We start from the raw sequence: 12858 nt of genomic DNA on the forward strand, positions 1-12858 counted from the left end.
TAACAGGCTTTAAGTAAGTTAGGAGGGAAAGCGATGAGTAAAGGACACGTTACACAGGTAATGGGACCGGTCGTTGACGTTAGATTTGAAGACGGCACACTCCCAGAAATATATAACGCTTTAGTTGTCCAAGACGAAAATACAGATCTTACATTAGAAGTAGCTCTTCATTTAGGAGATAACAGTGTTCGCACAATTGCAATGTCATCAACTGACGGTGTTAAACGTGGCGCAACAGTAGAAAACCTTGGAAGACCTATTTCCGTTCCAGTAGGAGATGTAACATTAGGACGTGTATTTAATGTTTTAGGTGAAAAAATTGACTTGGATGAACCGTTAGCAGACGGATTACGCTTAGACCCAATTCACCGTGAAGCACCTAAGTTTGAAAACTTGTCTACAGAAACTGAAATTCTAGAAACAGGTATCAAAGTAGTAGACTTATTAGCTCCATATATTAAAGGTGGAAAAATTGGTCTATTTGGTGGTGCTGGTGTAGGTAAAACCGTTTTAATCCAGGAATTAATTAATAACATTGCTCAAGAACATGGTGGTATTTCTGTATTCGCAGGAGTTGGAGAGCGTACTCGTGAAGGAAATGACCTCTACTATGAAATGAAAGACTCTGGTGTTATTGCTAAAACAGCGATGGTATTCGGACAAATGAACGAACCACCTGGTGCACGTATGCGTGTAGCATTAACAGGTCTTACAATGGCTGAATACTTCCGTGATGAGCAAGGACAAGATGTATTGCTATTCATTGATAACATCTTCCGTTTCACACAGGCAGGATCTGAGGTTTCAGCATTACTTGGACGTATGCCATCTGCTGTTGGTTACCAACCAACACTAGCAACGGAAATGGGACAATTGCAAGAACGTATTACATCAACAGATAAAGGTTCCGTAACATCGATTCAGGCGATCTATGTACCTGCCGATGACTACACGGATCCGGCTCCGGCAACAACGTTTGCACACTTGGATGCAACGACAAACCTAGACCGTGGTCTATCTGAACAAGGTATTTACCCTGCTGTGGATCCTTTAGCATCTACTTCACGTGCACTAGATCCAGAGATTGTTGGGGAAGAGCATTATCGCGTAGCAACAGAAGTACAACAAACACTACAGCGTTATCGTGAGCTGCAGGATATTATTGCGATTCTAGGTATGGATGAGCTTGGCGATGAAGATAAATTAGTCGTTTCAAGAGCACGTCGTATCCAATTCTTCCTTTCTCAAAACTTCCACGTTGCAGAACAATTTACAGGACAAAAAGGTTCTTATGTGCCTGTTAAAGAAACTGTAGCTGGATTCAGTGAGATCTTAGAAGGTAAGTATGATCACCTACCAGAGGATGCATTCCGTCTTGTGGGACGTATTGAAGAAGTACTTGAAAAAGCAAAAGGCATGGAATAATAGATAATAGGTAGGAGAATACTGTAGAAATGATATTTCTGAAGAAACTCTGATGAATTATCATAGCTTTCTTCTACCAAGTCTTAGGAGGGGTTACATTGAAAACACTGGAAGTGAGTGTTGTTACTCCTAGTGGTCCGGTTTTAGAGGGTAGTTTTGATATGGTTGTCTGTAAGGCAGAAACTGGAGAAATCGGTATCTTACCTGGACACATACCTCTTGTAGCTCCATTACAAATCAGCGCTGTTCGTCTCAAGACAGGATCAGAGACGAAACATTTAGCGGTAAATGGTGGATTTATGGAGGTCCAACCAGATAAAGTGACGATTCTTGCTCAATCTGCTGAAAAAGCTGCAGAAATTGATGTACAACGCGCAAAGGAAGCGAAAGAACGTGCGGAACGTCGTCTTCAAGCAAAAGCCGATAATATCGATAAAATACGGGCTGAATTAGCACTCAAACGCGCAACCAATCGCCTAAATGTAGGCAGTTAAATGTATGAGAATCTCTTATAACGAAATGTTGTAAGAGATTTTTTACGTGTGAACGATTCCAAAGAACACGGTATCCAATCCTCTATTTTACAGCGCAGATAAGTAAACAGGTCACGCTGCACTTACTAATGCCCGATACAAAATCCATTCCATTATTTCCATTCACTCCTGTCGATATTTCCCGGGAAATGGCGGGATAAAGCATCGGAATAACTGAATTATCTCCAAAAAATGATATAGTAATTGAGCGTATAAAAGCATTGACATTTCTTTTTAATCATGGCAATGTAACAATTAGCAACTAAACAAAGGTGGTCAATATGTTTTCAATTGGACAAATGGCTTTATTTAGTATCATTTCACATCTGCTCTTCATTTATATTTCATGGCGAATCATTCTAGCAATGAATTTTGAACCAATAATTAAGAAGGGAAGAACAACGGAAGGAAGAATCTTTCTACTGTTCCTTGCAATTGTAATTGGAACTGGAGTAAGTCAATTTCTCCTTGATATTTTAAGATGGTCTAGCGATCTAATCTATCTTTTCTAATGCGTTTATATCTCTTTCAAGATTGTGTATGAAGTTCGTTGCATGATAATCTTTTTATAAGGGTATTAATCCATTATCAGATTGTGCAAACTAAGATATTTGGTCAAAAACTTGTCGTTATTTGTAAGGTATGCGATGTAGTCTCTCTGTCTAAACTAATGCTATTCGTTTAATACAGGGGGATTTTATTATGAGAAAACTATCAATTTTATTAGTGCTATTTTTATTAATCACTGCTAAACCAGTAGTCCACGGGATGGAATCTGACGAAATGATTGATTTAGCAAACTTTACAATTAGCAATGGGATTCCAATTGAAAGCTGGCAGGTTACAATGAAAGAGAGTGTAACAGCAGAACAAGCAGAACGGCAATTAGATAAAATGAAAAATGGTAGTTTTGTCACTAGAAGCGAAGATGGAAATGCTATAAAATATTTGCTTAGGGAAGACGCTAAACACAATGCTTTGCAAGTATCCTATACAATTGTTATTCCCAAGGACACTACGATTAAATCAGAAATCATTGTAATAATAGAAGGCACGAAATGGAACGAGGAAATTGAGGGAAATTACCTTTCCAAAAAGCGTGAGATAGTGGAGAAATATTTAACAGAAACGTCAAAAACATTTGCTTGTCTGACTACAGATTTTAGTGGTATAATGGAGTCTGATGTTCTTGTAGAGGAAATCATAAGTTATTTTGATTTACGACATATTAAGACACAATTCGACACAGTAAAAAATTCAACACATAAAAAAATTGTATACGGGTATACAGACTTATGGAAAGAAAATTTCATCATTGATGATGCCCCGTTGAACTTACAATTAGCTATAGCAACGAACGAAAAAGAAGAACTGAAATATACGATAGGAACACCTATCCTAATACATGAATATTAATATAGTGAAATTGGATCTGAAGGAGATTTATAAACATGGAGAAAATCATCGTAAGAGGTGGACAGAAACTGAGTGGCGCTGTTCGCGTTGAAGGTGCTAAAAATGCAGTACTTCCTGTGATAGCAGCAAGTCTAATTGCTAGTGAAGGAAAAAGCATTATTAAAGAAGTCCCCGTTTTAGCTGACGTATATACAATTAATGAAGTTTTAAGAAATATGAATGCCGATGTTGATTTTGATGCTGAGAGCAACACGGTATATGTGGATGCTTCAAAGCGTTTGGAAACAGAAGCACCATTTGAATATGTACGAAAAATGCGTGCTTCTGTACTTGTTTTGGGACCATTATTGGCCCGTTATGGACACGCGAAAGTTGCAATGCCAGGTGGATGTGCGATTGGTTCAAGACCAATTGATTTACATTTAAAGGGCTTTGAAGCTATGGGGGCCGAGATTCATGTTGGTAATGGCTTTGTAGAAGCAAAAGTAGACGGCCGTCTTCAAGGTGCAAAGATTTATTTAGATATGCCAAGTGTTGGAGCAACTGAGAACATTATGATGGCAGCTGCCCTCGCAGAAGGCAAAACAGTCCTTGAAAACTGTGCAAAAGAGCCAGAAATTGTAGATTTGGCAAATTACTTGAATAAAATGGGTGCACGAATTGTTGGTGCTGGTACGGAAACAATTCGTATTCATGGTGTGGAAAAGCTATGTGGAGTAGAACATTCCATTATTCCTGATCGTATTGAAGCAGGTACATTCATGGTTGCAGCTGCAATTACTGGTGGAAATGTTTTAATCGAAAATGCAGAAAGTGAACATTTACGTTCCGTTATTTCCAAATTGGAAGAAATGAATGTAAAAGTTATGGAAGAAGATGAAGGGATTCGCGTTATTGGATCTGATGATTTAAAAGCTACAGATATTAAAACATTGCCACATCCAGGGTTCCCAACAGACATGCAGTCACAAATGATGGCATTGATGCTTCGTGCAAAAGGCACAAGTGTCATTACGGAGACCGTTTTTGAAAACCGTTTTATGCATGTAGAAGAATTTAGACGGATGAATGCAAATATGAAGATTGAAGGACGCAGCGTAATTATTGAAGGATTGTCTGATCTTCAAGGTGCAGAGGTAGCTGCAACAGATCTTCGTGCAGCAGCAGCTCTAATTTTAGCTGGTTTAGTTGGAAATGGCCATACACGTGTAACAGAGCTAAAACATTTGGATAGAGGCTATGTAGATATCGTTGGAAAATTGGCAGCATTAGGTGCAGATATAGAGCGTATTGATGAAACTAAAGAATCTGTACAACCTGTACTTGATTTATCAAATGCAAAAATAGCAGCTGAATTTTAAGCGATACGTGTAATAATATTTATATATGTATGAAGTTTGTCTCATGACTAATAAGCAATTTTATAGTAATTTAAGGGAAAACAGGTGTAATCGAATGATACGCCTGTTTTTTTGCGTGCGCAGTAGAACGATAACTGAAATATTCATTCTCGGGTATATATAAAAGTTATAGAACGGAAAATTCAAACTTCTCTTTTTGTTAACGGTGTGTTAAAATTGAGAAAAAACAAATAATAAAATTCATAGCAAGGAGAAGAAGATATGAAATTATACCTATCTGTTGACATGGAAGGGATTACAGGTATACCTGATTATACTTTCCTAACTCCAAGCGAGCATAATTACGAACGTTCACGAAAAATAATGACCAAAGAAGTAAATAAAGTTGTTGAGACGGCGTTTACATATGGTTGTAAAGAAGTGCTGGTCAATGATAGTCATTCAAAAATGAACAATATACTTATTGATGAGCTTCATCCCGAAGCATCGCTAATTACGGGTGATGCAAAGCCTTTTTCAATGGTACAAGGTTTAAATGATACATATGATGGAGCAATGTTTATAGGCTATCATGCTCGCGCTAGTCAGTTTGGTGTGTTATCCCATTCCATGATTCATGCTGTACGGAATATTTTCATCAATGATCATGCAATTGGAGAAATGGGGCTCAATGCCTATGTTGCTGGCTATTACGGTATCCCGCTTTTATTTGTATCTGGTGATGATCAAGCAGTAAAGGAGGCGAAGGAGCTTAACCCCAATGTAACCACTGTCGCAGTTAAAGAAACCATTTCAAGATCCGCTGTCAAAAGCATGACACCAAAAAAAGCAGAGGCACTTTTAAAAGTAAAGGTAAATGAGGCACTAAAGAACCGTAACCAAGTAAAAGCCCTAGTCCCACCAGAGAAGCCATTACTTCGTATTGAATTTAATAACTACGGACAGGCTGAATGGGCAAATTTAATGCCCAAAACATGGATTGAACCCGGTACAACAATTGTAGGTTTCAAAGCAGATGATATTCTGGAAGCCTATCAAGCAATGCTGGTCATGATTGAGCTCGCTTTACAGTCAAAGTTTTCATAAAATGTAAGCGCTGTATTTTGTTCGGTTAACTAAGAAACGATAATTGAATAGATGATGCAACATGAAAAAAGAATCATACGGGGGTGCTAGGTCGTGCTGAAATACATATTAAAACGATTCCTAATAATGCTCGTAACTTTGTGGGTAATTATTACATTAACCTTTATTTTAATGGTCAGTATACCAGGCTCACCATTTAATAGTGATCAATCATCAAATGAAACAATTCGGGCTAATTTAGAAGCACATTATAATTTAGATGAGCCTTATCCCATTCAATATTTGCTTTACTTAAAGTCGATTGTGACGTTTGATTTTGGGCCATCCATAAAACAGCCAAATCAATCAGTTAATGATTTATTGGCTAGAGGGTTTCCAATCTCATTTGAGCTTGGAATTTTAACCATTATTGTTGCTGTTATATCTGGCATTATTTTGGGAATCCTTGCTGCTTTACGACATAATGGTGTGATTGATTATTTAGCGATGGGGATTGCCGTTCTCGGTATATCCATACCAAACTTTATTTTAGCAACGTTACTTATTCAACAGATAGCTGTAACGTGGGAATTGTTACCTACTGCAACTTGGTCAAGCCCAGCGCATATGATTCTGCCAATTGCTGCACTTGCAACGGGGCCGATGGCAATTATTGCTAGACTTACCCGTTCGACAATGTTGGAAGTGTTAACTCAGGATTACATAAAAATGGCAAAGGCAAAAGGATTGTCTCCTTGGAAAATCGTATTTAAACACGCACTTCGTAATGCGTTAATGCCGGTTGTAACAATCATGGGAACTCTGCTGGCAGGAATTTTAACTGGAACCTTTGTTATTGAACAGATTTTTGCCATACCAGGGATGGGTAAGTATTTCGTTGAAAGTATTAACCAACGTGATTATCCCGTAATTATGGGGACAACTGTATTTTATAGTGCATTTTTAATCATCATGCTGTTCCTTGTGGATATCGCTTATGGAATATTAGATCCACGCATTAAGTTCCATCGAAAGGGAGGGGAGTAATATGAAGTCTGTGAATGAAGTAAAGTCAGCATACTCTCCTTCTCAAGTCCCGGATGAATGGTTTAAGTGGAAAGAAAAAGATGAAGGTGCCGCGGAGGTTGTTGCTAGACCATCGCTATCCTACTGGAAGGATGCATGGAGACGATTACTGAAGAATAAACTTGCAATGTTGGGACTTTTATTTTTAATATTGCTGGCAGTAATGGCTATATTTGGCCCAATACTATCACCTTATGAGGTCAATCAACAAGATCTGCCAAACCAGTATCAGCCACCTTCTGCAGAGCACTGGTTTGGGACGGATAATGCTGGAAGAGACGTTTTTACTAGAACATGGTATGGTGCACGAATCTCCTTGTTCGTTGGATTAATGGCTGCCCTCATCGATGTCACCATTGGCATTATTTGGGGAGGTATTTCTGGCTATAAAGGCGGACGTACAGATAATGTCATGATGCGCATCATTGAAATTTTATATGGATTACCGTATTTATTAGTCGTCATATTACTACTCGTCGTATTAGGCCCGAGTCTCTCGACAATTATTATTGCACTTACGGTAACCGGATGGGTTGGGATGGCCCGAATTGTGCGAGGGCAGGTTCTGCAAATCAAGAATTATGAATTTGTTCTCGCTTCCAAATCATTCGGTACGAAGTCTTCAAGAATCATTCGGAAAAATTTATTACCAAATACGATGGGGCCGATTATCGTACAGATGACATTAACAGTCCCTTCAGCGATCTTTGCGGAAGCATTTTTAAGTTTTATTGGACTTGGGATTCAGTCTCCATTTGCAAGCTGGGGGGTAATGGCAAACGACTCATTAGGAGCTATTCTTTCTGGTAACTGGTGGACATTGTTCTTCCCGGCATTTTTTATATCCTTTACGATGTTTGCCTTTAATGTACTAGGGGATGGATTGCAGGATGCACTTGATCCGAAATTAAGAAAGTAGGGGACACCATGGGAAAAATTTTAGAAGTTAATAACCTCCACGTGACGTTTACTACTTATGGTGGAACCGTAAAAGCCGTCCGCGGAGTTGATTTTCATTTGAATAAAGGAGAAACACTGGCAATTGTAGGTGAGTCAGGCTGTGGGAAAAGTGTTACATCTAATGCAATCATGCGCTTGATCCCAAACCCGCCGGGGAAGATTACAGATGGTTCAATTAAATTTAAAGGAAAGAATCTTGTTAAATACTCGGAAAAACAAATGCGTTCTATTCGCGGTGTGGATATTTCTATGATATTTCAAGATCCTATGACCGCACTTAATCCAACCTTAACCATTGGCACACAGCTAATGGAAGGAGTGATTGCGCATCACGGAGTATCGAGTAACGAAGCAAAGAGGAAAGCTATTGAGATGATGGATCTTGTAGGTATCTCGAATCCAGAAGAACGCCTAAAGCAGTATCCGCATCAATTTAGCGGTGGAATGCGCCAGCGAATTGTAATTGCAATTGCGTTAATTTGCGAGCCGGATCTTCTCATTGCAGATGAACCAACTACCGCACTTGATGTAACAATTCAAGCACAAATTCTCGAGCTTTTTGAAAAAATTCAAATTGCAACAGGTGTATCGATTATTTTAATAACACATGATCTTGGTGTTGTCGCAAAGATTGCAGATCGAATCGCAGTAATGTATGCCGGTAAGATCATTGAAACGGGAACGAAGCGGGAAATTTTCTACAAGCCACAGCATCCTTATACACGAGGTTTATTGAATTCTGTTCCACGTCTCGACTTAAAAGGAGAAAAGCTTACTCCAATCGATGGAACACCACCAGATTTATTCTCACCTCCTGCAGGGTGTCCATTCACTGCCAGGTGTCCATTTGCGATGGAGGTGTGTGATAAAGTTTATCCCGCGAGTAAGGAGCTATCAGAATCACATCATGTAAACTGCTGGCTACAGGATGAACGGGCTAAACAGCTATTAACTGCAGTAAGGCTCTAACTCGCAAGTGCTTCGGAAGACTCGATAGGGCTTTAGCGTTGTGGAGCTGGAAGGGGCTGTTATGGATGAAACGAAAGTCCATGCAGTCCAAATCACTATTATAAAAAGGGGGAAAAGGCATGAAGAGGTTACTATTATTTTTGCTTGCATTGACAACAGTTGTCGTCTTAGCAGCATGTACTGCAAATGAAGATGCAGGACAAGAACCAGAAGAGAGTGATACAGGAGAAACAGAAACAGATTCAAATGATGCTGAGGCAGTAGAAGAGAATCCGGGTGAGAAAATTCTTCGTTTGAATAATGGTGTAGAGCCTTCGTCATTAGATCCGTCTATAGGCTTTGATGCAGTTTCATGGGATCCATTAAACAATCTGATGGAAGGCTTAACAAGGCTGAACGAGGAATCTGTAGCGGCAGAAGGTGTTGCAGAATCATGGGATATTTCTGAGGACGGGCTAACGTATACGTTCCATCTAAGAGAGGATGCGAACTGGTCGAATGGTGATCCAGTTGTAGCCGAAGACTTTGTATATGCGTGGAAGTATATGCTTGATCCGGAGAATGCTTCATCTGCAGCATTTCTTGGTTACTTTATTAAAGGTGGAGAAGCATTTAACACAGGTGAGGGTAGTGCAGACGATGTTGCTGTAACTGCAGCTGATGAAAAGACATTAGAAGTTGTACTTGAAGCACCGACTGGGTTCTTCCTTGACCTATTAACAAACCCAGCGTTTTTCCCGATCAATCATCGGGTCGCTGAAGAAAACCCAAGCTGGCATGCAGAAGCAGATACATTTGTAGCGAATGGTCCGTTCATGCTGGAGTCATGGACACACGGTACAGAAATGGTATTTGCTAAAAACCCAGAATATTGGGATGCAGAAGCAGTAAAATTAGATAAGGTTCATTTTGCAATGGTCAATGATACAAATACGCAATATCAAATGTTTGAAACGGGTGAATTGGATACTGCGACCATTCCACCAGAGCTATCGGATCAATTAATTGATGGGGACAATGTATATATTGGAAACTATGGGGGTCTAGAATTCTTCCGTTTTAATATTACTGAAGAGCCATTCCAAAACAAGAAAATTAGGCAAGCAATTGCCTATGCGATCAACAGACAGGATATTGCTGACTATGTTGTGAAAACTGGTGTTGACCCTGCATATGGATTTGTTTCACCAGGATTCACTACACCTTCTGGTGGGGACTTCCGTGAAGAAAATGGTGATCTTGTAACATTTGACCCAGATTTAGCAACACAGTTATTAGAGGAAGGTATGGCAGAGGAGGGCTATGAAGAGCTCCCGCCAATTGTATTATCGTATAACACAACTGATTTGAATAAAGCAGTAGCAGAAACCGTTCAAGGTATGCTTAGCGATAATCTTGGTATTGATGTGACATTAGAAAACCAAGAGTGGAACGTATTTGCCGAAGCACAGCAAAACCTGGAGCTGCAATTCTCACGTAGTTCCTTTATCAATGATTACAGTGACCCGGTTAACTTCCTGGAAAGCTTTATTACGGACTCCTATATGAACCGAACAGGCTGGTCTAATGCTGAATATGATGAATTGATTGCGAATGGTAAATCAGAAACAGATGAAGAAAAACGCTACGAATACCTATATGAGGCAGAAAGACTGCTTGCCGAGGAAATGATTGCAGTGCCGCTTCGTTATTACAATACGGTTGTATTACAAGCGGACGGGGTAGAAGGAATCCTTCGTCATCCAGTAGGATACTTTGATTTGAAATATGCAGATAAAAATTAAGGAATAATAGCGTAAGCGATCGGCTAGTGGCGTACGGAGGTGAGATAATTCTCACTGCAGCTTTAGCGCTGAATCTAGATGCGGGGAAGGTGACTCACTTACATTGTATGTGGGTCTCTCCCATTTTCATATAAGTATATAGTATTTTTCGTTTCAAATAGTACGTATACATAATGAAAGGTGGGATTCAATGATTCATCCAATACGGCTCCAAAAGGGCGATACAATTGGTGTTACTGCACCTGCAGGACCTCCAGATCAGGAAAAGTTACAACGAGCAATTGCATTTTTTAACGAGATGGGTCTTCGTGTAAAGCTAGGAAGAAATATTAAGCAAACACGAGGGTTTTTAGCTGGAACAGATGAAGAACGACTTAGCGATTTGCACGACATGATTATAGATCCGGAAGTAAAGGCAATTATTTTTGCGCGCGGTGGCTACGGAACTGGTAGGCTAGCAGATTGCATTGATTATGAATTGATTAGGCAAAACCCCAAAATAATCTGGGGGTATAGCGATATTACGTATTTACATACAGCGATTCATCAACAAACAGGGCTCATCACTTTTCATGGTCCAATGCTTGCATCGGATATTGGAAAAAGCGATTTTGATCAATTTTCAGCACAGCTGTTCAGGCAATTATTTACCCCAACACAATTAGATTATTCAGAGGTTATTTCGCCGCTTAAGGTTTATACAGCCGGAGAAACGGTTGGTCAGCTGGTCGGAGGAAATCTGTCTTTACTCGTCAGTACACTTGGTACCCCGTATGAAGTGGAGACAACAGGCAAGCTTTTGCTATTAGAGGATATTGGCGAAGAGCCTTATCGTATTGATGGGATGCTGAATCAATTAAGGCTAGCTGGCAAGCTTTGTGGTGCGCATGGTATAGTGCTCGGAGATTTTTCGGAGGTGAATTCGAAGGTTAACCCGTCCCTGACACTGGATGAAGTATTTACAGATTATTTTTCAGATTTTCATGGACCTGTAATGAGTGGATTTAAGATTGGACACTGTTTCCCTCATTTTTCTGTACCCCTAGGAGTATGGGCTAAACTTTCAACAATCGAAAAACGGTTACGAATCGAACCAGGAGTGAAATAAGCTTCGATTAACAGAACGAAGTGGAGGCGAGCGAATTGCAAATAAAATCAATCGAAACATACCGAGGAGCAATTCCATTACATACACCTTTTAAAACGGCGTTACGCACCGTAACAGTCGCTGAGACGATTATTGTGAAAGTAACTTGTGCAGATGGGATTGTCGGTTGGGGAGAAGCACCACCAACACATGTTATCACAGGTGAGAGTCTAGCAAGTATTGATTATGCGATACATTCTATTTTTAAACCATTACTCATCGACAACCCCCTTCAAATGCGAGAAATAATTTTTCGGAAAATAGAAAACAGTGTGTTACGTAATACGAGTGCAAAGGCCGCAATGGATATGGCACTTTATGACTGTATCGCAAAGCAGGCAAAACTCCCACTCTATCAATTTATTGGAGGCGTTCAAGAATCGATTGAAACAGACTATACGGTGAGCGTGAACACCCCAGAGGAAATGGCTCGGGATGCAAAAAAATATAGTCAAAATGGATTTTCCATTTTAAAAATTAAAGTAGGCAAAGATCAAATTGCAACAGATATTAAGCGAATTCAAACGATTCGAAATGAAATTGGTTCAGGCATCCAAATTCGTCTAGATGCAAACCAAGGCTGGCAAGCAAAAGAAGCTGTTCGAGCAATTAGACACATGGAGGAACTCGGGCTAGGAATTGACTTAATTGAACAGCCAGTTATCGCACGTGATTTAGAAGGATTGAAATATGTGACGGAAAATACAGATACGTTAATTATGGCGGATGAAAGTGTATTCTCAGTGGATGACGCAAAACGTGTTCTCGAAATGGGGGCAGCAGATTTAATCAATATTAAATTGATGAAGTCGGGGGGAATCCATCAAGCCATCAAAATTGCTACACTTGCTGAGGCTTATGGAGTAGAATGCATGGTCGGAAGCATGATTGAAACAAAAGTTGGTATTACAGCAGCAGCACATTTCGCGGCAAGCCATCCTAACGTAACACGCTATGACTTAGATGCTCCTCTAATGTTAGTAAGTGACATTGCAATTGGAGGAATCAGCTATAAAAATAACCAAATCATATTGGGAAATGCAATAGGTCTTGGGATCCAAGCGATTGATGAAAAATTTCTTGTAGAAAACGTGTAATATCGCGTGCAGATA

The 12858-nt window shown here is 39.7% G+C and carries 12 protein-coding genes; all 12 read left to right on the forward strand.

Going from position 1 to position 12858, the window contains the following annotated elements; genetic code table 11:
- The first annotated feature begins 33 nt into the window (after positions 1–33).
- The gene (atpD, locus tag NYE61_RS16700) at positions 34–1425 is read left to right on the forward strand and encodes a F0F1 ATP synthase subunit beta (RefSeq protein ID WP_095307842.1); all 1392 of its coding nucleotides are present in this window, start codon (positions 34–36) and stop codon (positions 1423–1425) included.
- Between the two features lie 98 nt (positions 1426–1523).
- On the forward strand, positions 1524–1919 hold the full coding sequence (locus tag NYE61_RS16705; protein WP_095307843.1) for a F0F1 ATP synthase subunit epsilon: 396 nt from the start codon (positions 1524–1526) through the stop codon (positions 1917–1919).
- Between the two features lie 320 nt (positions 1920–2239).
- A complete protein-coding gene (locus NYE61_RS16710) occupies positions 2240–2470 on the forward strand; it encodes a DUF1146 family protein (RefSeq protein ID WP_095307844.1) in 231 nt (76 codons plus the stop codon).
- Positions 2471–2660: 190 nt separating this feature from the next.
- Positions 2661–3374, forward strand: a complete 714-nt coding sequence (locus NYE61_RS16715; protein WP_095307845.1) for a YwmB family TATA-box binding protein — start codon at positions 2661–2663, stop codon at positions 3372–3374.
- Positions 3375–3409: 35 nt separating this feature from the next.
- Positions 3410–4735: a UDP-N-acetylglucosamine 1-carboxyvinyltransferase gene (gene murA / locus NYE61_RS16720; protein ID WP_303448352.1), complete on the forward strand. Its 1326-nt coding sequence runs from the start codon at positions 3410–3412 to the stop codon at positions 4733–4735.
- Between the two features lie 261 nt (positions 4736–4996).
- Positions 4997–5821: a M55 family metallopeptidase gene (locus tag NYE61_RS16725; RefSeq protein ID WP_303448351.1), complete on the forward strand. Its 825-nt coding sequence runs from the start codon at positions 4997–4999 to the stop codon at positions 5819–5821.
- Positions 5822–5914: 93 nt separating this feature from the next.
- Positions 5915–6847 carry an ABC transporter permease gene (locus NYE61_RS16730; RefSeq protein ID WP_095307848.1) on the forward strand — a complete coding sequence of 311 codons (933 nt, stop codon included), beginning with the start codon at positions 5915–5917 and terminating at the stop codon, positions 6845–6847.
- A gap of 1 nt (position 6848) precedes the next feature.
- Positions 6849–7805 carry an ABC transporter permease gene (locus NYE61_RS16735; RefSeq protein ID WP_303448350.1) on the forward strand — a complete coding sequence of 319 codons (957 nt, stop codon included), beginning with the start codon at positions 6849–6851 and terminating at the stop codon, positions 7803–7805.
- Positions 7806–7813: 8 nt separating this feature from the next.
- Positions 7814–8815, forward strand: a complete 1002-nt coding sequence (locus NYE61_RS16740) for an ABC transporter ATP-binding protein (RefSeq protein WP_118888511.1) — start codon at positions 7814–7816, stop codon at positions 8813–8815.
- Between the two features lie 119 nt (positions 8816–8934).
- Complete coding sequence (locus tag NYE61_RS16745) at positions 8935–10599, forward strand: peptide ABC transporter substrate-binding protein (RefSeq protein WP_303448349.1); 1665 nt, start codon at positions 8935–8937, stop codon at positions 10597–10599.
- A gap of 190 nt (positions 10600–10789) precedes the next feature.
- On the forward strand, positions 10790–11707 hold the full coding sequence (locus NYE61_RS16750) for an LD-carboxypeptidase (RefSeq protein WP_251660255.1): 918 nt from the start codon (positions 10790–10792) through the stop codon (positions 11705–11707).
- Between the two features lie 35 nt (positions 11708–11742).
- Entirely contained in the window at positions 11743–12843 is a 1101-nt protein-coding gene (locus NYE61_RS16755; RefSeq protein WP_251660257.1) for a dipeptide epimerase, read from the forward strand.
- The last annotated feature ends 15 nt before the right edge of the window (positions 12844–12858 follow it).

Origin of the sequence: Oceanobacillus sp. FSL W7-1304, from assembly GCF_037969805.1 — a bacterium.
Classification (GTDB): Bacteria; Bacillota; Bacilli; order Bacillales; family Amphibacillaceae; genus Oceanobacillus; species Oceanobacillus profundus.